The 21219-nt window shown below is 71.5% G+C and carries 17 protein-coding genes; 7 read left to right on the plus strand and 10 right to left on the minus strand.

What is annotated here, in order from left to right:
- Positions 1 to 77: 77 nt before the first annotated feature.
- From AOM06_RS02320 to AOM06_RS02330, 3 genes are all read right to left on the minus strand, one after another.
- Entirely contained in the window at positions 78 to 1871 is a 1794-nt protein-coding gene (locus tag AOM06_RS02320; RefSeq protein WP_156163542.1) for an acetyl/propionyl/methylcrotonyl-CoA carboxylase subunit alpha, read from the minus strand.
- A 183-nt stretch (positions 1872 to 2054) separates the two neighbouring features.
- Entirely contained in the window at positions 2055 to 2693 is a 639-nt protein-coding gene (locus tag AOM06_RS02325) for a Maf family protein (protein ID WP_062302106.1), read from the minus strand.
- A gap of 100 nt (positions 2694 to 2793) precedes the next feature.
- Complete coding sequence (locus AOM06_RS02330) at positions 2794 to 4407, minus strand: MFS transporter (protein ID WP_062302110.1); 1614 nt, start codon at positions 4405 to 4407, stop codon at positions 2794 to 2796.
- A gap of 128 nt (positions 4408 to 4535) precedes the next feature.
- Between AOM06_RS02330 and AOM06_RS02335 the strand changes: the two genes are divergently transcribed.
- Together AOM06_RS02335 and AOM06_RS02340 are read left to right on the plus strand one after the other, a co-directional pair.
- Positions 4536 to 4988, plus strand: coding sequence for a MarR family winged helix-turn-helix transcriptional regulator (locus tag AOM06_RS02335; RefSeq protein ID WP_062302113.1), 453 nt, complete (start codon positions 4536 to 4538; stop codon positions 4986 to 4988).
- A gap of 156 nt (positions 4989 to 5144) precedes the next feature.
- A complete protein-coding gene (locus tag AOM06_RS02340) occupies positions 5145 to 5594 on the plus strand; it encodes a MarR family winged helix-turn-helix transcriptional regulator (protein WP_062302116.1) in 450 nt (149 codons plus the stop codon).
- A gap of 7 nt (positions 5595 to 5601) precedes the next feature.
- On the opposite strand, the gene AOM06_RS02345 is transcribed toward AOM06_RS02340, so the two are convergent.
- From AOM06_RS02345 to AOM06_RS02375, 7 genes are all read right to left on the minus strand, one after another.
- Positions 5602 to 5814: a hypothetical protein gene (locus tag AOM06_RS02345; RefSeq protein WP_062302120.1), complete on the minus strand. Its 213-nt coding sequence runs from the start codon at positions 5812 to 5814 to the stop codon at positions 5602 to 5604.
- Positions 5811 to 7694: a ferrous iron transporter B gene (gene feoB / locus AOM06_RS02350; protein ID WP_062302124.1), complete on the minus strand. Its 1884-nt coding sequence runs from the start codon at positions 7692 to 7694 to the stop codon at positions 5811 to 5813. Before feoB ends, AOM06_RS02345 begins: the two co-directional genes overlap by 4 nt.
- A complete protein-coding gene (locus AOM06_RS02355; protein ID WP_062302127.1) occupies positions 7691 to 7912 on the minus strand; it encodes a FeoA family protein in 222 nt (73 codons plus the stop codon). Before AOM06_RS02355 ends, feoB begins: the two co-directional genes overlap by 4 nt.
- A gap of 72 nt (positions 7913 to 7984) precedes the next feature.
- A complete protein-coding gene (locus tag AOM06_RS02360) occupies positions 7985 to 8596 on the minus strand; it encodes a SanA/YdcF family protein (RefSeq protein ID WP_062302129.1) in 612 nt (203 codons plus the stop codon).
- Positions 8597 to 8603: 7 nt separating this feature from the next.
- Positions 8604 to 9230 (minus strand): SanA/YdcF family protein, encoded by a 627-nt coding sequence (locus tag AOM06_RS02365; protein WP_062302132.1) that lies wholly within the window; start codon positions 9228 to 9230, stop codon positions 8604 to 8606.
- Between the two features lies 1 nt (position 9231).
- A complete protein-coding gene (locus AOM06_RS02370; protein WP_228372819.1) occupies positions 9232 to 9477 on the minus strand; it encodes an acyl-CoA carboxylase epsilon subunit in 246 nt (81 codons plus the stop codon).
- Entirely contained in the window at positions 9474 to 11054 is a 1581-nt protein-coding gene (locus AOM06_RS02375) for an acyl-CoA carboxylase subunit beta (protein WP_062302134.1), read from the minus strand. The genes AOM06_RS02370 and AOM06_RS02375 overlap by 4 nt, the downstream gene beginning before the upstream one ends.
- Positions 11055 to 11103: 49 nt before the next feature.
- Here AOM06_RS02375 and AOM06_RS02380 point away from each other — a divergent pair, with 49 nt between their 5' ends.
- The 5 genes from AOM06_RS02380 to AOM06_RS02400 all read left to right on the plus strand — a co-directional run bounded on the left by AOM06_RS02380 (position 11104) and on the right by AOM06_RS02400 (position 21216).
- A complete protein-coding gene (locus tag AOM06_RS02380) occupies positions 11104 to 11946 on the plus strand; it encodes a biotin--[acetyl-CoA-carboxylase] ligase (protein ID WP_082105238.1) in 843 nt (280 codons plus the stop codon).
- A 347-nt stretch (positions 11947 to 12293) separates the two neighbouring features.
- Positions 12294 to 14681 (plus strand): glycoside hydrolase family 3 N-terminal domain-containing protein, encoded by a 2388-nt coding sequence (locus tag AOM06_RS02385; protein WP_062302137.1) that lies wholly within the window; start codon positions 12294 to 12296, stop codon positions 14679 to 14681.
- A gap of 154 nt (positions 14682 to 14835) precedes the next feature.
- Entirely contained in the window at positions 14836 to 15252 is a 417-nt protein-coding gene (locus AOM06_RS02390) for a hypothetical protein (protein ID WP_062302139.1), read from the plus strand.
- Positions 15253 to 15427: 175 nt separating this feature from the next.
- A complete protein-coding gene (locus AOM06_RS02395) occupies positions 15428 to 18367 on the plus strand; it encodes a glycoside hydrolase family 3 C-terminal domain-containing protein (protein WP_082105250.1) in 2940 nt (979 codons plus the stop codon).
- 278 nt (positions 18368 to 18645) lie between these two features.
- Complete coding sequence (locus AOM06_RS02400) at positions 18646 to 21216, plus strand: glycoside hydrolase family 3 C-terminal domain-containing protein (protein ID WP_228372820.1); 2571 nt, start codon at positions 18646 to 18648, stop codon at positions 21214 to 21216.
- The last annotated feature ends 3 nt before the right edge of the window (positions 21217 to 21219 follow it).

The following is a 21219-nucleotide window of genomic DNA, read 5'->3' on the forward strand; positions in this document are numbered from 1 at the left end:
TGGCGGGTGTCGCCGCGAAGCCCCTGGTCAGGAGCGCGATGCGCCGTGGGTCTGGCGCGAAAAAAGAAAGGGCGCGGTCAGGACTCGGCGTCGACGATGTCGCAGATCGCGGTGCCCGCCGAGACGCCTCCGCCCACGGTCGCCGCGAGCGAGCGGACGATGCCCGCCCGGTGCGCCGTCAGCGGCTGCTCCATCTTCATCGCCTCGAGGACCACCACGAGGTCGCCCTCGGCCACCTCGGCGCCGTCCTCGACGGCGACCTTGACGATGGTGCCCTGCATGGGTGAGCTCAGCGTGGTGCCGTTGCTCGAGCCGCGAGCGCCGCCGTTGCCCGTGCGGCGCATCGGCCGTCGTCCCGCGGCGCGCGCGCTCGCACGTCCCGCGCGGGCGAGGTTCGCCGGGAGCACCACCTCGAGCCGCTTGCCGCCGACCTCGACCACCACGCGCTCCGTGGCCTCGGGCTCGTCGTCGTCCGCGGGCGAGGAGGGCGAAGCGGCGGGGGGAGCGAGCGTCGCGAGGGTCGACGCGAACTCGGACTCGATCCACGTGGTGTAGACACCGAAGCCCTCGGTGGCCGCATAGGCCGGCGCGTCGAGGACGGCGCGGTGGAACGGGAGCACGGTCGGGATGCCCTCGACGGCCATCTCGGCGAGTGCCCGGCGGGCGCGCGCGAGCGCCTGGTCGCGCGTGGCGCCGGTGACGATCACCTTGGCGATCATCGAGTCGAAGTTGCCGGAGACCGTGTCGCCCTCGACGACGCCGGCGTCGATGCGCACGCCGGGGCCGGAGGGGAAGCGCAGGGTCGAGATGCGGCCCGGGGCCGGCATGAAGCCCGCGAAGGGGTCCTCGCCGTTGATGCGGAACTCGAGCGAGTGGCCGCGCGTGACCGGGTGGAGGTCAGCGATGGAGCCGCCGGCTGCGATGCGGAACTGCTCGAGCACCAGGTCCACGCCGGTGACCTCCTCGGTCACGGGGTGCTCGACCTGGAGGCGCGTGTTGACCTCGAGGAAGCTGATGGTGCCGTCGATGCCGACCAGGAACTCGCACGTGCCGGCGCCCTGGTACCCGGCCTCCTTGAGGATTGCCTCGGAGGCCTCGACGAGGCGCGCGTTCTGCTCGTCGGTGAGGAACGGCGCGGGGGCCTCCTCGACCAGCTTCTGGTGCCGGCGCTGGAGCGAGCAGTCGCGCGTGGACACCACGCGCACGTTCCCGTGCGCGTCGGCCAGGCACTGCGTCTCGACGTGCCGCGGCCTGTCGAGGAAGCGCTCGACGAAGCACTCGCCGCGCCCGAAGGCCGCGACGGCCTCGCGGGTGGCCGAGTCGAAGAGCTCGGGGATCTCCTCGAGCGTGCGGGCGACCTTGAGCCCGCGGCCTCCGCCGCCGAAGGCCGCCTTGATCGCGACCGGGAGCCCGTGCTCCTGCGCGAACGCGACCACCTCGTCGGCCGTCTCGACGGGATCCGGCGTGCCCGGCACCAGCGGCGCGCCGGCGCGCTGAGCGATGTGGCGCGCGCTGACCTTGTCGCCGAGCCCGTCGATCGCGTCGGGGGAGGGGCCGATCCAGGTGAGGCCCGCAGCGATCACGGCGCGGGCGAAGTCGGAGTTCTCGGCGAGGAAGCCGTAGCCGGGGTGGATCGCCTCGGCGCCGGAGCGGCGCGCGGCGTCGACGATCTTCGCGATGTCGAGGTACGTCTCGCGCGCGGTCGAGCCGCCCAGCGCGTAGGCCTCGTCCGCGAGCGACACGTGAGGCGCGGTGCGGTCGGGGTCAGCGTAGACGGCGATCGATCGCAGTCCGGCGTCCGCACACGCGCGGATGATGCGGACGGCGATCTCGCCGCGGTTCGCGATGAGCACGGAGGAGAAGGCTGTCACCCCGAAACCGTAGCGCGGGGTTCCTTGCGCTCCCGTGCACGCGGCGGCACCGGGACCTAAGTCTGTGCACGGCTCTAAGCGCACGCCCCGCCGTTTGTGGGATCCCCACAACGACTCGCGGAACGATGCGGCCCTACGGCCCCGTAGGTTGTGTCACGCCTACAAACCCCGGGAGGTGTCGGGTCAGTCGCGAAGCTCGTGGAACGCGACCCCGAGCTCGGCCAGGAGGTGGCGCAGCAGGGGCAGGCTCACGCCCACGACGCCGTGGTAGTCGCCCTCGATGGCCTCGACGTAGGGGCCGCCGAGGCCGTCGACGGTGAAGGCGCCCGCGACCTTGAGGGGTTCGCCGGTCGCGACGTAGGCGTCGATCTCCGCATCGGTGAGGTCCGCGAAGCGCACCACCGTGGAGGAGGTGGCGCCGAGCGTGCCACCGGTGCCGTCCTCGCGGTCGTCGACGAGCCAGTGGCCGGTGTGGAGCACGCCGGTGCGGCCGCGCATCGCGCGCCAGCGCTCGACCGCGGTCGGCGCGTCCGCGGGCTTGCCGAGGATCTCCCCGTCGAGCTCGAGCATCGAGTCGCAGCCGAGCACGATCGACCCGGTCTCGTACTCGGCGGCCACGTGCTCGGCCTTCGCGCGGGCGAGCGCGAGGACCGCATCGGCCGGGGAGAGGGTCTCGCCGGCGGCCGCCGCGGAGGCGCGCGCCGCGTCGAGCGCAGCGTCCTCATCGACGTCGCTCACGATGACGTCGGGCTCGACTCCGGCGGAGCGGAGGGTGGACAGGCGCGCGGGGGACTGCGAGGCGAGCAGCAGGGGGAAGGGCATGCGGTCGAGCGTAGTTGCTGCCCACCCTGGCGGGACATGAGTGCCGGATCCGCGGTGGATCCCGCCCTCATGTCCCGCCAGGGAGCGGGGGGGGGGGGGGCTACGCCGACGCGGGCTCCAGGGCCTCGTCGGCATCCTCGGTGGGCTCCGCGCTCAGCGACTTCTCGCCGCGCGGCAGCGCCACGAGCATGATGAGGGCCGTGACGCCCGCGATGATCGCGGAGATGAGCATCGAGTGCTGGTTCGCGTCCATGAACGCGGCCTGGGCGGCCTGCGCGATCTGCGCACCCGCGTCGCCCATCTCCGCGGTCGCGGCCATCGCGCCGGCGAGGGAGTCCTCGACGACCTTCGCGACCTCGGCGGGCAGCTGCTCCGCGATGGGCGCGATGTTCGACGTGTACGCGTTGGCGATCATCGACCCGAGGACCGCGATGCCGAGCGAGGCGCCCAGCTCGCGGGTCGTGTCGTTCATCGCGGAGCCCATGCCGGAGCGGTTGCGCGGCACCGAGGACATCAGCATGTTGGTCGCGGGGGTCATCACGAGCGCCATGCCGAGCGTGACCGTGCTCATCGCGATGAGGAAGTCCCAGTAGGACGGCACGGTGGGCCACGTGGTCATGAGCAGGAAGCCGCCCGCAATGATGACGAGGCCCGGCACCACGGTCCAGCGCGTGCCGACCTTCTCGACCAGCTTGGGTACCAGCGGGCCGACCACCATCATCGGCAGCATCGACGGGATGAACGCCACCGACGTCGTGATCGCGTCGTAGCCCATCACCAGCTGGAAGATCTGGGTCATCCCGAAGAACGCGCCCATCATCGCGAAGAAGGTGAGCGTGACGGAGACGACGGACAGCGAGAAGCGCGAGCGCCGGAACAGGCCGAGGTCGATCATCGGGTGCGGCACACGGAGCTCCCAGAGGACGAACAGCGCGAGCGAGACCACGGCCGTGACCGCGGCGACGATGGTGAGCGCGTCCTCCCACCCGTGCGAGGGGACCTCCATGATCGTGTAGACGATGCCGGCGAGGGCGGCCGTGATCAGCGCGCCGCCCAGCCAGTCGACCGGCGTGCGCTTCTCGTCGACCGATTCGGGGACGATGCGGGCGGTCACGGGCAGCGCGACGAGGCCGAAGACGGCGCCGAGCAGGAACGCGGCATGCCAGTCGAAGAAGTGCAGCAGCACGCCCGTGAGCACGGAGCCGAACATCATGCCGACGCCGGCCACCGCCGACCAGATGGCGATCGCCTTGGGTCGCTCCTTCGAGGGGAAGACGACGTTGACGAGCGACAGCGTGGTGGGCATCACGAGCGCCCCGCCGATGCCCATGATCGCTCGCGACGCGATGAGCTCGCCGCCGGTCTGAGCAAAGAACGGCGCGTAGGCCGAGGACGCGATGAAGATCGCGAGGCCGATCATCATCACGCGCTTGCGGCCGTAGCGGTCGGCGATGGCGGCGGCGACGAACAGCAGCGAGGCGAAGACGAGCGCGAAGGCCTCGACCACCCAGGTCATCTGCAGCTGCGTGAGCTCGAACTCGACCGCAAGGTCCGGCAGCGCGAGGTTGAGGCTCATGTTCGCGATCATCGCGGTCATGAGCGCGAAGCAGAGCGTCGCGAGGATCGCCCACCGACGGCGGTAGGTCGACTCCGAGATGCCCTCGGCGAGTGCGTCGTCGAGGCTCGACGCCGACGCGGGGGATGGCTTGGCCACAGAGGTCTCCTGGGAGGAAGGGGGAGGGGGACGTCCCGGCGATGGGACATCGGCTAAGGTATTTCAAGTGCGGCGAACTATCAAGTTCGCCTCATGCGAACTAATGTCGCGAGGGTCGAGGAGGCGTGATGGCACGGGACGACGTGATCGCCGAGATCCTCGAGCTCCAGCACCGCCTCGTGCGGCGGTCGATGCGCGACCACTCGCGCACGCTCGTCGCGGAGGCGCTCACGCCGGTCCAGTTCCACCTGCTGGTGTTCCTCCACGGCTCGTCCGGCGTGCCCACCGCGGAGGCGGCCGAGGTGCTCGGCGTCAAGCCCAACATCGCGAGCGGGGTGGTCCAGCGCCTGGTGGACCGCGGCTGGATCGAGCGCGGCGCCTCCCCGGACGATGCACGGGTGCGCCTGCTCTCCCTCACGGCCTCGGGAGTCGCGCTCGTCGACGAGGTGACCCGGGAGGCGGAGCGCGGCTTCGTGGCGCATCTCGCCGCGCTGAGCGACGCGCAGATCGGGCAGCTGCGCGAGATCCTCGCGACCATCGTCGCGGACGGCGCGGCGCGGGTCGACGGCCGTGACGGCTGAGGTCGCATCCGCGCGCCGCCCGGCAGAATCCTCCTCGCTCCGCATATCATTGATACGTGTGAAATAGGCGTGTGTTCGACAACGGCCGCGCAAACTGCCTGGCCAGCCCGTCTATAGTGAGAATCGCCGAGGGGATGCGGCGTCTGGGGGTGCACGATGAGCGATCGCGACGAGCTTCTTGAAGAGGCGTGTGAGGCGCTGGTCGTGTTCCTGCGCAAATCCGTGCCCTCGCTCGCCGAGACCGTGTCCCACATGGGCCTCACGCTCCACCAGTTCCGCGCGCTCGTGATCCTCTACGCCGAGGACGGGTGCACCACGACGGACCTCGCGGACGCGGTGGGCGTCCACCCCTCCGTCGCGACGGGCATCGTCCAGCGCATGGTCCAGCGCGGGATCTTCAACCGGCACGAGGACCCCGACGACCGCCGTATCCGGCGTCTGTCGCTGACCGCCGAGGGCCGCGAGCTCGCCCAGGAGGTCGTGGGCACCGCGCGTGTGCAGCGCCGTGCGCAGCTCGCCGCGCTCGACGACGCGCAGCTCGCGCAGATCCGCGGCGCGCTCGAGACGATGACCGCGGGCCTCGCGGCATCCCGCGCCACCGTCTGAGCGGCGCTCAGCGGGCGAACGGGCAGCCCGCGCACGCGACCGAACGGCCCGGCGCGCAGGTGCCGCACGCCGCTCCGGCGCGGATGACGATGCCGAGGCGCTCGCCCTCGGCTGCCGCCGCCTCGGCGAGGTCGACGGGGATGCGCAGGGCGCGCGCTGCGGCCCGCGGCGTCTCGCCTGCCGCGAGGCGCTCCATGACCGCGCCCAGCACGCCGCTCACACGAGCCTCCCCACCTGGAACACCGCGGTGGCGAGGACGTACGCCATCGTGAGCTGAGCCGCGGCCGCACCGGCCGTCCAGCGCCAGCCGTAGAGCCGTCGCTGCTCCGCGAGCGTCGCCATGCAGGGCAGGTAGGCGAGGACGAAGACCATGAACGCGAGACCCGCGGCGCCTGCCTCGCCGCCCGAAGAGGCCTCGACCGTGGCGCGGACCTGGTCCTCGAGCGCCGGCGCGGAACCCGTGCCCGGGTCCTCGAGCGCATACGACTGCGCGAGAGCGCCGACGGTCACCTCCTTGGCCGCCACACCGGAGACCAGCGATGCCGCGATGTGCCAGTCGTCGAGCCCCAGCGGCGCGAGCACGGGCGCGACCGCCATCGCCGTCGCGCCGTAGGCGGAGTCCTCGATCGGCACGTCAGCGAGGTCGTGCCCGCCGCGCACCGGGATCGCCTGGAGGACCCACAGCACCGCGATCGCGACCATGATGACGCTGCCGGCCTTGCGCACGAACGACACGGTGCGGGCCCACACGCCCAGCCCGAGGGTGCGCAGGTGCGGGCGCTGGTAGTCGGGAAGCACGATGATGAGCGGCTCGGGACGCGCGTCGCGCAGCACGGTGCGCCGTGCTGCCAGCCCGAACAGCACCACGAGCGCGATCGACACGACGTACATGGCGAACACCACGGTGCCGGCGTGCCGCGGGAAGAACGTCTCCGCGAGCAGGAGGTAGACGGTGAGCCGCGCGGTGCAGCTGGTGAGCGGCACCATGAGGCCGGTGAGCAGCCGCTGTCGCGCGTGGGGAAGCACGGCGGTGGCGGACAGCGCCGGCACGTTGCAGCCGAACCCGACGATGAGCGGGAGCATGGCGCGGCCGTCGAGACCGGCCGCGCGCATCGCCCGGTCGGCGACCACCGCGACGCGCGCGAGGTAGCCGCTCGACTCGAGCACGGTGACCGACGCGAACATGATGGCCATGAGCGGGATGAACGAGGCCACGGCGCCGACTCCGGCGACGATCCCGCCGACGGCGAACGACTCGAGCCACGCCGGCGCATGAAGCGCGCTCAGCAGCCACGTGGTCGCGGTGGTCACGGGGCCGTCGACGAGGGCGGCCGCGCCGTCCATGAGCGGGGCCGCGACGGCGGTGGTGAGCTGGAAGACGGCCCAGATGACGGCGAGGAACGCCGGGATCCCCGCCCACGGGTTGAGCAGGACCTTGTCGACGCGGTCGGACCACGACTCCCGGACCTCGGCGACGGGAAGCGCGGCGTCGGCGATCCCCTCGATCCAGTCGAAGAGCTCCTGGGCGTGGGTGAGCTCGTCTCCCAGCTCGTGATCGGCGGCGCGCGGCACGATCCCGGCGACCCGCGGATGAGTCCTCAGCGCCGCGGCGATCGCGTCGGCCAGCGCGCGCGTGCCGGCGCCCGTGCGCCCGTCGACCTCGACCACGGGCACGCCGAGCGCGGCGGCGAGCGCGGCGGTGTCCGGGCCGAGCCCGCGCGCCCGGGCGAGGTCGGTCATGGTGAGCGAGGCCACGATGGGCCGTCCGGCCCGTGCGACCTGGCCCAGGAGGTAGAGCGAGCGGCTGAGCGCGGTGGCGTCGAGCGCGACCACGGCGAGGTCCTGGCCCGGCTGTGTCACCGCGTCGGCGGCGACCTGCTCGTCGGGCGAGCGTGCGATCAGCGAGTAGGTGCCGGGCAGGTCGACGAGCGTGACGTCGACGCCGTCCACGCGCCACGTCCCCTCGGTGAGCGCCACCGTGGTGCCGGGCGCGTTCACCACCCGTTGCCGCGCGCCCGTGACGTGGTTGAACAGCGTCGACTTGCCGACGTTGGGGTTGCCGACCAGGAGGACGGTCGCGGTGTCGACGGCGGCGCTCATGCGGGCTCCACCTCGATCAGCCCGGACGTGCCGCGGTCGATCGCGATGCGGGTCGCGCCGATGGCGACCACCCTGGCGCCCGCCGCGCCGCGTCCGGCCAACCGGACGCGGGTGCCCGGGCGCAGGCCCATCTCGCGCAGGCGCAGCGCCACGGCGGCGTCCGCGCTGATCGCGCGGATGCGGGCGACGGCCCCGGGCTCGAGCATGGTGAGCAGCACACCTCGATGCTAATTCCGCAAGGTGAGGCTTCCCTAAGTCCCTAGGTCCCGGATCTCTCCGGCGTGGGGTGCTCAGCGAGGCGCATCGCCCGGTGCCACGCTGTCGCGCGCGATCTCGAGCGCCGCCTTCCACGTCGCGGGCAGCTCGCGCGCGTAGCCGAGCGCGGTGTCGCGGTGCGCGAGCACCGGCGGGAACGCGCCCTGAGCGCCGAGGCCCACGCTGCGGCACAGCCACATGGCGCGCGGCACGTGAAACTCCTGGGTGCACACGATCACGCTGGCGAGCCCCAGCGCGTCGCGCGCGTTCCGTGCCGAGGCACGGGTGTCGTGTCCCGAGCCGTCTCGGACGATCGCCTCGGCGGGCACCCCGAGCCCGAGCGCGGTGCGCTCCATCGCCTCGGTCTCGTCGAGCCCCTCGCGGTTGTCGGCGGCACCCGTGAGCACCAGGCGCGGCACCACGCCGCGGTGGAAGAGCGCGGCGCCGGTCTCCACGCGCTGGCGCAGCGCGCGCGAGGGCCGCCCGTCCGGGAACACGCGCGCCCCGAGCACGAGCGCGGCATCGGCGGCGCGGAACCGCGGCGACGCGACGGGGTGCATCGCGCCCGCCGCGGAGGCGCGCGCGAACAGCTGAGGTCCGGCGAGGGCGGCGAGGCCCGCGGCGGCGAGGGGGAGCAGACGGGTCACGATGCGCTCACCCCTGGGGCACCCGGCCGCGCGCCAGGTCCAGCATCGACTTCGCGATCGCGGGGACCTCGCGGACGTGCCCCATGAGAGTGTGGCGCGTCGGCGTCGGAGCGGGATAGGCGCCCTGCGCGTCGAGGCCCGCCTGCTCGCACAGCCACACGGCGCGGGCCTGATGGAACTGCTGCGTCGCGACGATCACGGAGCCGACGTCGAACGCGTCGCGCGCACGCAAGCAGGACGAGTACGTGTCGAGCCCTAGCGGATCCTCGACGATCGCCTCGGAGGGCACGCCCATGGACTCGGCGAGCGCGCGCATGACCGCGGTCTCGCCATGGCCCGACGAGTCGTCGCCGTCCCCGCTCATGAGCAGGCCGTCGACCAGCCCCGCCTGGTAGAGCTCGACTCCGACGGTCACGCGGTCGAGCAGGTAGGGCGACGGCGAGCCGTCGGCGTACACCCGCGCCCCGAGCACGAGCGCCGCGTCCGCGTGCGCGAAGCCCTCCGCGGCGGCCGGGCGCACGGCCGCCGACGTCTCCGCGGTCACGAGCACCCAGGGAAGGGCGAGCAGGCTCGGGATCGCGACGAGCGCCGCGATCTTCCACCGATGCCGCGCATCGATCCGGGTGCGGGCCATGTCAGCGCAGCGAGTGGCGCCACGCGCCGTCGCCGCGGCCGAGGGGGAGCGGGCCGTGGTGCCCGCGCAGCGTGCGCGAGCGGTCCATCCACGCCGAGCGGGGGCTCGCCGGGTCCTCCGCATCCGCGGCGCTCGAGGCCATCGCGGCGGCAGCCGCGACGAGCGCGGCCAGCTCGGCCTCGTCGGGCGTGCCTCGCAGCACCCTCAGCCCCGCGGCCTGGCCCGCCCCCGCATCGTCCACCGTCACAGCGGGATGTTCCCGTGCTTCTTGGGGGGCAGCGCGGCGCGCTTGGTGCGCAGCGCGCGCAGCGCCTTGACGATCTGGGCACGCGTCTCGGACGGCTCGACCACCGCGTCGACGTAGCCGCGGTCGGCGGCGTCGTACGGGTTGACGATGCGGTCCTCGTAGTCGTCGACGAGCGCCTGGCGCTCGCCCTCGACATCGCCGCCCTTGGCCTCGACGTCCGCGAGCGTGCGGCGGTGGAGGATGTTGACCGCCCCGCCCGCGCCCATGACCGCGATCTGCGCGGTGGGCCACGCGAGGTTGACGTCGGCGCCGAGCTGCTTGGAGGCCATGACGATGTAGGCGCCGCCGTAGGCCTTGCGCGTGATGACCGTGACGAGCGGCACCGTCGCCTCGGCGTACGCGTAGATGAGCTTCGCGCCGCGGCGGATGATGCCCTGGTGCTCCTGGCTCACGCCGGGCAGGAACCCGGGGACGTCGACCAGGGTGATGATCGGGATGTTGAAGGCGTCGCACGTGCGCACGAAGCGCGCGGCCTTCTCCGAGGCGTTGATGTCGAGCGTGCCGGCCATCTGCATCGGCTGGTTGGCGACGATGCCCACCGAGTGGCCCTCGACGTGGCCGAAGCCGACCACGACGTTGGGTGCGAACAGCGGCTGGATCTCGAGGAACTCGCCGTCGTCGACGATCGCCTCGATGAGCGTGTTCATGTCGTACGGCTGGTTGTCGCTGTCGGGGACCAGGCTGTCGAGCGCGAGGTCCTCGTCCGTCGGCTCGAGGTCGGCCTCCGACTCCCACGACGGCGCGTCGGTGAGGTTGTTCTGCGGCAGGAACTGGAGCAGGTGCTGCACGTACTCGATCGCATCGTCCTCGTCCTGGGCGAGGTAGTGCGCGACGCCGGACTTGACGTTGTGCGCCTGGCCGCCGCCCAGGTCCTCGAACGTCACGCTCTCGCCGGTCACCGACTTGATGACGTCGGGCCCGGTGATGAACATCTGCGACGTGCCGTCGGCCATGACGATGAAGTCGGTCAGGGCGGGGGAGTACACCGCGCCGCCCGCGGAGGGGCCGAGGATGATCGAGATCTGCGGGATCACGCCCGACGCGGCGACGTTGCGACGGAAGATCTCCGCGAACTGGGTGAGCGCCGCGACGCCCTCCTGGATGCGCGCGCCGCCACCGTCCGAGATGCCGATGAGCGGCACGCCGGTGCGCAGCGCGAAGTCCTGGATCTTGGCGATCTTCTGGCCGTGGACCTCGCCCAGCGAGCCCCCGAAGACCGTGAAGTCCTGCGAGTAGACCGCGACCTGGCGGCCGTCGATGGTGCCGTAGCCGGTCACCACGCCGTCGCCGTAGGGACGGTTCCGGTCGAGCCCGAAGTTGCGGCTGCGGTGCCGCGAGAGGCGGTCGAGCTCGGTGAACGAGCCCTCGTCGAGCAGCAGCTCGATGCGCTCGCGGGCGGTCTTCTTCCCGCGCGCGTGCTGCTTCTCCTGCGCCGTGGCCTCGGGAGCGGTGACGGCGGCGTCGACCTTCTTGCGCAGGTCCGCGAGCGCGGACGCGGTCGTCTTGCCGGGCCTCATCGGTGACACTGTTCTCCTTGGGGGTAGGACTGGCCGCTAGCCTAGCCCGGTGAGCACCCCCGGAGCCGATGCGGTCGCCGCGTCGCGCCGCCCCCTCACCGAGGGCGCCCTCGCGTCGCTGGTCCCCGGCACGCTGTCGCGCCTGGTCGTGGTGCCCGCCTCGCCGTCCACCAGCTCGCGCGTGCTCGAGGCCGCCACCCGCGCTCCCGAGGACTGGCCGCACATGTCCGCGCTCGTGGCCGACCACCAGACCGCGGGGCGCGGGCGCGCGGGTCGCGCCTGGGTGACGCCGCAGGGTGCGGCGCTCACCGTGTCGTTCGTGCTGCGCCCTCGCCACATCCCGCGGGAGGACTTCGGGTGGGCGCCCCTGGTCGTGGGCCTCGCGGCGGTCCGCGCGCTGCGCGGCCTGGGCGTGGGCGCGTGGCTCAAGTGGCCCAACGATGTGGTGGTCGAGTCCGGTGCGCGAGAGATCCCCGGCTGGGGACGCTGGCGCAAGGCCGTCGGCATCCTGTGCGAGACCACGGCGGACGATGCGATCGTCGCGGGGATCGGGATCAACGTCTCCCAGGCGCCGGGGGAGCTCCCCGTGCCGCACGCCGCCTCGCTCGCGACGCTCGGCGCGACCGCGCTCGACCGGGTGGCGCTCATGCGCGCGCTCGCGGCCGAGCTCAACGGCGCCGTCGCGATGTGGGACGCCGGAGCGCATCCCCGCGCCGACGTCGAGCGCGTCACCGCCACCCTGGGATGGGACGTCGCCGTCGACGTCCCGGGCGGGGTGCCGGTCGCGGGCCGCGCCACGGCTCTGACCCCGGAGGGCGCGCTCGTGGTGCGCACCGCGTCGGGCGACGAGCGCATCGTCCTCGCGGGCGACGTGCGGGTGCGCCGAGGCTGACGCCCCCGCGGGCGCGGGCGCGCCCGGCTTGGCCCTCGCGCGCCGCATGCCAGGCAGGATCCTGAGGCTCGGGCGCTGCCGCGCCGAGCCTCGCCGCCGCCACGCGGCGGTAACGGAAAGGTCACGGAACGCCCGTTCCTTCACAGGTTGTGCACGCCAACCGACAGGTTATGCAGGCCAGTGCCGGCCCGCTCGGCCCCGCTGATTGACTCACGTTCAGCACCCGAGACGGCTCATGCGGCGGTCGAGGGCGCACAGCACCACCGCGCAAGGCGCGGCAGTCGACCGGCGCCGCCGGCCGATGAGGAGAAACCGATGGAGTCAACGATGACGAAGGGGGCACACGCATGAGGCCCACGCAGATCAAGGGTGTCGCGGCGTTCGCGGGCCTGGGTATCGCGATCACGCTCGCCGGATGCACGGGAAGCTCGTCCAACGACGACGCCAGCCCGACCGCTGAGGCGGCGACCGGCAAGTACACGACCACCGAGGTCACCGACGGCACGACGACGTTCGTCAAGGTCGACAACCCCGGCGACGGTCCCGACCTCACCTACGGCGTCGACAGCGGCGTGACCCTCATCGACGAGGAGATCGACGGCGCCACCTACGCGTTCAAGGACATGAACGGGAACGGCACGCTGGACACGTGGGAGGACTGGCGCGTCGACTCGACCGAGCGCGCGGCGGACCTCGCCTCCCAGATGACGATCGAGCAGATCGCCGGTCTCATGCTCTTCAGCTCGCACGAGCGCTCGCCTGCCGACGGCCTGACCGACGCGCAGAAGGAGTACCTCGAGGGCTCGAACCTCCGCGCCGTGCTCAACGCTGCCGGCTCGGACGCCGACACGACGGTGCCGTGGGTCAACGAGATGCAGGCGTACGTCGAGACGCTCGCCGCCGACAGCGGGATCTACGTCCCCGTCAACTTCGCGTCCGACCCGCGCTCGACCGCCGGCTCCGGCGGCTACAACGCCGACGGTGCGGACATCTCGCGCTGGCCCTCGAACCTGGGCCTCGCCGCGACGTTCGACGCCTCGTGGACCAAGCAGTTCGCCGAGATGGCGTCCGCGGAGTACCGCGCGCTGGGCATCGCCACCGCGCTGTCCCCGCAGGTCGACCTCGCGACCGAGCCCCGTTGGAGCCGCGTGGGCGGCACCTTCGGTGAGGACGCCGAGCAGGCAGGCGAGCTCACCGCCGCCTACATCGACGGCTTCCAGGGCTCCGAGGGCACCGACGAGTGGGGCTCCGAGTCCGTCAACGGCATGATCAAGCACTGGGCCGGCGACGGTCCGGGCGAGGGTGGCCGCGAGGCGCACACCGAGTCCGGCAAGTACGGCGTCTACCCGGGCGACAACCTCATGGAGCACGTCTCGGTCTTCGAGGCCGCGCTCGACTCGGCGGCCGTCATGACCGCCTACTCGATCGCGCTCGACGCCGACGGCAACCCGCTCTTCGAGGACCGCACCGGCACCGCCTACGACAGCGGCCGCATGGAGATCCTGCGCGACGACCTCTCGTACGAGGGCGTCGTCGTCACCGACTGGGGCGTCATGAGCGGCGCTCAGGACGAGGGCGCGTTCTTCGGCATGGCCTGGGGCGCCGAGGAGCTCACCCCGGCCGAGCGCTACGTCGAGGTGCTGCTCACTGGCCACGACATGTTCGGTGGCGTCAACGACGCGACCTTCATCCTCGAGGGCGCCGAGCTGTGGCAGGAGCTGTTCGAGGCAGGCGAGCTCGACATGGACGCGGACACCCGCTTCCAGCTGTCGGGCACCCGCATCCTCAACATGTCCTTCCAGGCGGGCCTCTACGAGTCGGCCATGCTCGACCCGGAGGAGTCCGCGACGGTCCTCGCCTCGGACGACAAGGTCGAGGCCGGCTACAACGCGCAGCTCGCGTCGATCGTCATGCTGAAGAACAACGGCGTGATCGGCGACGGCACGGACTGGTCCGACAAGACCGTCTACATCCCGCAGTCGTACGACATCGGCATCGCCGGCATGTTCGGCCCGGCTGCCTACACCGAGGGCCCGACCATGGACCTCGACGTCGCCGCGCAGTACTTCGGCAACGTCGTGACCGACACGGTCGAGTACGAGGAGGACGGCACCACTGTCAAGAGCTACACCGCTCCTGACATGTCCGACGTCGACATCGTGCTCGTGGGCATGGACTCCCCGAACTCGGGCGGCACCTTCACCAACGCCGGCCTGACGATCGCGGAGGACGGCACCCGCACGTGGACGCCGATCACGCTGCAGTACGGCGAGTACGTGGCCGACGGCGACAACGTCCGCAAGGTCTCGATCGGTGGCAACATCCTCGAGGACGGCACGGTCGAGAACCGCTCGTACTTCGGCAACACCGCGTACATCACGAACGCGGCCGACCTCGACGCCTTCGAGCGTGCGGTCGCCGCGGTCGAGGCCAGCGGCAAGGACATCCCCGTGGTGACGGCTCTCAAGGCCGTCAACCCGACGATCCCCGCCGAGTTCGAGGCCGCGTCCGACGCGATCCTCGTGAGCTTCGGCACCTCGGACCAGGCCCTCATGGACGTGGCGGTCGGCAACTTCGAGCCCTCGGGCCGTCTGCCGATCCAGTTCCCGGCCGACATGGACACGGTCGAGGCGCAGTTCGAGGACGTCGCGAAGGACATGACCCCGTACACGGACGCCAACGGCAACGCGTACGACTACGGCTTCGGCCTCAACTACTCCGGAGCCATCTCCTAAGTAGTCCAGCAGTACCTGGGATGTGGCCGGCGGCAGCGCCGTCGGCCACATCCCGCCCCCAGAGGTCCTGTCACGCAGGCGCGTGACCCGGGTTACGGTGGGCGACCCGACCGCGGGAAGGTTCCGCGGCTCGACACCAGTAAGGAGCAACAGAATGAACAAGAAGGTTCAGGCCACCGGCCTCGCGATCCTCCTCGCCGCCACCGGAGCCTTCGGGCTCGCCGGGTGCTCGAGCGACTCGGGTGACGCCGCCGCGTCCGGCGATGCCGCCGTGGAGGAGACCACCACCGTGGACGTCGCCGAGGACCTCCAGACCGCGCGTCAGGCCGTGCTCGACGCGCTCGAGGACGACGCCTGGGCGCAGGTCATGCTCGCCAGCGACGTCGACGCGCCGACCGTGAAGTACGGCCTCATGGTCATGCCCTTCGTGGCGACCGACGCGGCCGACCGCGTCACCGGCACCGTCACCATCAACGACGGCGACAAGTTCGTGATCGAGGCCGACTCGGCCGCGACCGGCCAGACCTGGCAGATCGACCAGGACGGCAACATCACCGAGGTGACCGAGTAGGCGCACGCCTGCTCCACGCACCGGGAGCGACGGGGGGACGATGCGCACGCGTCGTCCCCCCGTCGCCGCCGCGGCAGGCCGCTCGCACCACCAGCGCCGCCGCACCCCATGAAGCTGTGAAGGAGACCCTGTAGTGAACGCACGCCCGAGGAAGGACGCCGCACCCAAGAAGCGGATGTCCAACAAGGCATACCTGTCGATCTGGATCCCTGTCCTGTCATTCGTGGTCGCGCTGACCATCGTGGCGAACATGGGCCTGATCATCGCGGGCGGCTGGGTCGCCTCGCAGTTCGGCAACGGCACCTACGAGTTCACCAACTCGGAGGAGTCCGCGAGCTGGGACACCTCGTACTACGAGTCCGACTACGCGGACATCGACGAGGTCGACGCTGCGGCCAAGGACCTGGTCGAGGAGATCGCCGCAGGCGGCATGGTCCTCGCGAAGAACCAGGACGACGCGCTGCCGCTCGACTCGGGCGCCGCCGTGACGATGCTGGGCCGCGCCGCCGCGGACCCGGTGTTCGGCGGCTCGGGCTCTGGCTCGGTCGACACCAACTCGGCCATCACGCCCCGCGTGGGCCTGGAGAACGCCGGCTTCTCGATCAACGACGCGATGTACCAGGCGATCGACGCCTTCGCACAGGACGACGCGAACAAGCGCGGCCACGTCGAGATGGACCTTCCGCTCGACTCGACCTACGACATCGGCGAGATGCCGGTGGACCAGTACGAGTCGCAGGTCTCGACCTTCGCCGACTACGACGACGCCGCCGTGGTCTTCATCGCCCGTCCGGGCGGCGAGGGCGGTGACCTCGCCACCGACATGCTCGACATCGCGAACGACGACAACGTCGACCCGCGCGCCCAGGAGGGCGAGCACCAGCTCGAGCTCAACCAGGACGAGAAGGACCTCATCGCGCTCGCGAAGGAGAACTTCGAGACCGTGGTCGTGGTGGTCAACGCCTCGACCACGATGGAGCTCGGCGCCCTCCAGAACGACGACGAGATCGACTCGATCATCCTCGCCGGCTCGCCCGGTGCGACCGGCTTCAACGCGCTCGGCGGGATCCTCTCGGGCGACGTCAACCCGTCGGGTCGCACCGTCGACACCTGGGCCGCGGACTTCACCGCGGACCCGACCTTCCCGAACTTCGGCGACTTCGTCTACTCGAACATCGAGGCGCACTACCCGGTCTCCGTGACCGAGTCGGCGACGTCGAACGCGACCGTCACCTCCGACGCGCCGTTCGTCAACTACGCCGAGGGCATCTACTTCGGCTACCGGTACTACGAGACCGCCGCCGTCGAGGGCTTCATCGACTACGACGACGCCGTGGTGTACCCGTTCGGCTACGGACTGAGCTACACCGACTTCGCGTGGGAGATCACCGGCACCGAGGCGGGCGACGTCGACGGCACCATCGCGGTCACCGTCGAGGTCACCAACACCGGTGACGTCGCGGGCCGCGACGTGGTGGAGCTGTACTACTCCGCCCCCTACACGCCCGGCGGCATCGAGAAGTCCTCCGTGGTGCTCGGCGACTTCGCCAAGACCGGTGAGATCGCCCCCGGCGCCTCCGAGTCCGTGACCCTCGAGCTCGCGGTCGAGGACATGGCGTCCTACGACTACCTCGAGAACGCCGCGTACGTCCTCGAGGCCGGCGACTACTCGCTCACCGTCCAGACCGACTCGCACCACGTGGCCGAGGGCACCGAGCCCTTCACCTACACGGTCGACTCGGACATCGTCTACTCCGGCGAGAACCACCGTGCCTCGGACCTCACCGAGGTCACGAACCAGTTCGACGACGTCTCCTCCGAGTTCACCACCATGGGCGGCGACATCCAGCTGATGTCCCGTGCGGACTTCGCGGGCACGTTCCCGACCGCCCCCGAGGGCGACGCGCTCATCGCCTCGGACACCATGGTCGAGGGCTTCGAGGCCTGGGACTACGACGCCGCCGCTGAGGCCTTCGAGGGCGAGAAGCCCACGACCGGTGCCAAGTCCGACCTCCAGCTGATCGACCTGCGCGGCCTCGCGAAGGACGACCCGAAGTGGGACGAGCTGCTCGACTCGCTCAAGGTCGACGAGATGACCGACATGCTGCTCAACGGCGCGTACCAGACTGCCGCGATCGGCTCGATCGCCAAGCCGACCACGCTCGAGCCCGACGGCCCCGCCGGCTTCTCGTCCTTCATCAACTCGTCGATCAACGGCGTGGCCTACCCGTCCGAGGTCCTCATCGCTCAGACGTGGGATGTCGAGATGGGCGCGGCCATGGGGCGCATGCTCGGCGAGGAGGCGCTGCAGAAGGGAATCAACGGCTGGTACGCGCCCGCGATGAACATGCACCGTTCGCCGTTCGCCGGCCGCAACTTCGAGTACTACTCGGAGGACGCGCTCCTCTCGGGCGCCATGGGCACCGCCGTGGCGAACGGCGTGGCGGAGAAGGGCGTGTACGTCACCCTCAAGCACTTCGCGCTGAACGACCAGGAGGACAACCGCGTCAACAACGGCATCGCCTCCGTGGCGGATGAGCAGACCATCCGCGAGGTCTACCTCAAGCCCTTCGAGATGGCCGTCAAGGACATCACGATGGACGTCCAGTACATCGCGGACGAGGACGGCACGGTCGCGGAGACGACCATCGGCGCCGGCGGCGTGATGAGCTCGTTCAACCGCATCGGCGGGACCTGGGCGGGCGGCAGCGAGGCGCTGCTGTCCGACGTCCTGCGCGACGAGTGGGGCTTCGAGGGCTTCGTGATCTCGGACTTCAACCTGTACCCGTACATGAACCCGAACCAGGGCATCTCGGCGGGCACGGACCTGACGCTGACGTTCCAGCCGTCGAAGTCCTTCGGCGACACCTCGTCGGCCAAGGCCGTGACGGACATCCGCAACGCGACCCACAACATCCTGTTCACGGTCGCGAACTCGAACGCGATGGACGGGCTCGCCCCGGGCGCCGAGGTCGACTACACCCCGCCGACCTGGGTCGTGATCCAGATCGTGTCGACCGTGGTGGTGGGCCTGCTGGTCCTCGCCGGGATCTTCATGGTGGTGCGCCGCGTGCGCCGTCACCGTGCGGTCCCCGCAACCCCCACCGATGGCTGACATCGGCTGAGAACCCCCCGGTGCCGGGCCCCGCGATGGCGGGCCCGGCACCACCCCAGGCCCGAGGCGCATCAGCGCCTCGGGCCTTCTCTTGTGCCCGCCGGCAGGGGTCGGGACCTGGGACGATGCGGCGCGCGCGGCATGTCCCCGACAGAACGTGCGGCCCATCGGGCAGGTTGTGCAGGACCGCCTGTGAACGCTCGCACGACACGGCTTAATTGACTGACGGCATCGACCCGCGGACCGCGCGGGTCGTCGACGAGAACAACGGAGTTGCGATGACCAGCCGAGAGAGCCACCGGGCCGAGGCCCGTACCGAGGCCGCGGCTGCATCGTCCGCTCGCACGCGAGGCGGTCTCGCCGCCCGTGCGGGCCACGCCGCCGTCAAGGAAGGAACCGCCACCATGACCGACGAGCTCACCCTGCTCGAGAAGGCCGCGCTCCTGAGCGGCGAGAGCGTCTGGGAGACCCGCAGCGTGCCGCGCGTGGGCCTGCGCGCGCTCAACCTCTCGGACGGCCCTCACGGCATCCGCAAGCAGCTCGGCTCGGGCGACCACCTGGGCATCAACGGCTCCGCGCCGGCCACGTGCTTCCCGACCGCCGCGACCGTCGCGAACTCGTGGGACGTGTCGCTCGCCGAGCAGATCGGCGAGGCGCTCGGCGCTGAGGCCGCGGCGCTCGACGTCGACGTGGTGCTGGGCCCCGGCCTCAACATCAAGCGCTCGCCGCTGTGCGGCCGCAACTTCGAGTACTTCTCCGAGGACCCGTACCTGTCGGGCAAGCTCGCCGCCGGATACGTGCGCGGCATCCAGTCGCAGGGCGCCTCGGCCTGCCCCAAGCACTTCGCGGCCAACAGCCAGGAGCACCGCCGCATGGCGAGCGACTCGGTGGTCGACGAGCGCACGCTGCGCGAGATCTACCTCACCGCCTTCGAGATCGTGGTGCGGGAGGCGGCGCCCAAGGCGATCATGTCCTCCTACAACAAGGTCAACGGCGTCTACGCGCACGAGAACCCGCACCTGCTGCAGGACGTGCTGCGCGACGAGTGGGGCTTCGACGGCGCCGTGGTCTCCGACTGGGGCGGCTCGAACGACGCCGAGGCGGCCGTCAAGGCCGGCGGCACGCTCGAGATGCCCTCGCCGGGTCTCGACTCGGCCCGTCAGCTGCTCGCGGCCGTCGAGGCCGGCACGCTCACCGAGGCGGAGCTCGACGTGCGAGTCGCGGAGATGCGCACGCTCGTGGACCGCATCGACCCCTCGCTCGCCCGCAAGGTGGACGCGCAGGCCGAGCACGAGCTCGCGCGCCGCGTCGCCGAGGCGAGCCAGGTCCTGCTCAAGAACGACGACGCGCTGCTGCCCCTCGCGGCCGGCACGCGCGTCGCGGTCATCGGCGACTTCGCCGAGACCCCCCGCTACCAGGGCGCCGGCTCCTCGCTGGTGAACCCGACACAGCTGTCGACGGCCCGTGAGGCGCTCGACGGCTCGCCGCTCGCCGTGGTGCGCTACGCGCAGGGCTTCCGCCGTACCGGCGGCGCGGACGAGGCGCTCGCCTCCGAGGCCGTCGACGCCGCGCGCGAGGCCGACGTGGTGCTGCTCTACCTGGGGCTCGACGAGACGAGCGAGTCCGAGGGCAACGACCGCACGCACATGGAGCTCCCGCTCAACCAGGTCGAGCTGCTCAACCGTCTGCGCCAGTCGACCGACCGGATCGTCGTGGTGCTGTCCGCGGGCTCCGCGGTCGAGATGCCCTGGATCGACGACGCCCGCGCGATCGTGCACGGCTACCTGGGCGGCCAGGCGGGCGCCGAGGCGACCGTCAACGTCCTCACCGGCGCCGTCAACCCGTCGGGACGCCTCGCGGAGACGTACCCGCTGCACCTCGAGGACAACCCCTCGCACCCGTACTACCCGGGCAAGGAGACGAGCGCCGAGTACCGCGAGGGCCTGTACGTGGGCTACCGCTACTACTCGACCGCCGAGGTCCCCGTCCTGTTCCCGTTCGGCTACGGCCTGAGCTACACGACCTTCGCGTACGGCGAGGTGACGGTGGATGCCGAGGGCGCGACGTTCACCGTGACCAACACGGGCGCGGTCGAGGGCGCCGAGGTCGCGCAGCTGTACGTGGGCCGCGTCTCCGCGGGCGTGCACCGCCCGGCACGCGAGCTCAAGGGCTTCCACAAGGCGCGCCTCGCGCCGGGGGAGAGCGCCACCATCACGATCCCGTTCGACGAGTACACGTTCCGCCACTTCTCCGTCGCGAACGACTCGTGGGCCGTCGAGGCCGGCGAGTACTGGATCGGCATCGGCGCCTCGGTCGAGGACATCCGCGCCTTCGCCCACCTCGAGGTCGCCGGTCGCGCCGCCGATGCGGACGCCGACCCGGCGCCGGCCCCCTACGCCACGGGCGCCGTCGGCGCGATCACGGACGCCGAGTTCGCGACCCTGCTGGGCCGCCGCCTGCCGGAGCTCGAGGGCGGCCGTCGCGTGCTCGAGGCCAACTCGCCGCTGCTCGCGATGCACGAGGCCCGCAGCCCGCTGGCCCGCCTCGCGGCCAAGGTGCTGCGCTCGCTCATCGCGCGCTCGGAGCGCAAGGGCAAGCCGGACCTCAACCTGTACTTCCTGTACAACATGCCGTTCCGCGCGATCGGCAAGATGACCAACGGCGCCGTGTCCATGGAGATGGTCGACTCGATCGTCACGATGGTCAACGGCCGCCACCTCGCCGGCATCGGCGGGCTCATCGGCGGCTTCTTCCGCGGCGCCCGCACCGGCAAGCGCCTCGCCGCCGAGCTCGCGGAGTCCGCCGAGCGCCCCACCCCGTCCACCGACTCCGTGCGCACCGGCGCCTGATCG

This window comes from Demequina subtropica, from assembly GCF_000971235.1.
GTDB classification, from domain to species: Bacteria; Actinomycetota; Actinomycetes; order Actinomycetales; family Demequinaceae; genus Demequina; species Demequina subtropica.

Excerpts from the sequence above, each read along its gene's own strand:
- AOM06_RS02400 (WP_228372820.1), top strand. The coding sequence starts at position 18,646 with ATGACCAGCCGAGAGAGCCACCGGGCCGAGGCCCGTACCGAGGCCGCG.
- AOM06_RS02340 (WP_062302116.1), top strand. The coding sequence starts at position 5,145 with ATGAGCGATCGCGACGAGCTTCTTGAAGAGGCGTGTGAGGCGCTGGTC.
- AOM06_RS02365 (WP_062302132.1), bottom strand. The coding sequence starts at position 9,230 with ATGGCCCGCACCCGGATCGATGCGCGGCATCGGTGGAAGATCGCGGCG.
- AOM06_RS02375 (WP_062302134.1), bottom strand. The coding sequence starts at position 11,054 with ATGAGGCCCGGCAAGACGACCGCGTCCGCGCTCGCGGACCTGCGCAAG.
- AOM06_RS02395 (WP_082105250.1), top strand. The coding sequence starts at position 15,428 with ATGTCCAACAAGGCATACCTGTCGATCTGGATCCCTGTCCTGTCATTC.
- AOM06_RS02385 (WP_062302137.1), top strand. The coding sequence starts at position 12,294 with ATGAGGCCCACGCAGATCAAGGGTGTCGCGGCGTTCGCGGGCCTGGGT.
- feoB (WP_062302124.1), bottom strand. The coding sequence starts at position 7,694 with ATGAGCGCCGCCGTCGACACCGCGACCGTCCTCCTGGTCGGCAACCCC.
- AOM06_RS02335 (WP_062302113.1), top strand. The coding sequence starts at position 4,536 with ATGGCACGGGACGACGTGATCGCCGAGATCCTCGAGCTCCAGCACCGC.
- AOM06_RS02390 (WP_062302139.1), top strand. The coding sequence starts at position 14,836 with ATGAACAAGAAGGTTCAGGCCACCGGCCTCGCGATCCTCCTCGCCGCC.
- AOM06_RS02325 (WP_062302106.1), bottom strand. The coding sequence starts at position 2,693 with ATGCCCTTCCCCCTGCTGCTCGCCTCGCAGTCCCCCGCGCGCCTGTCC.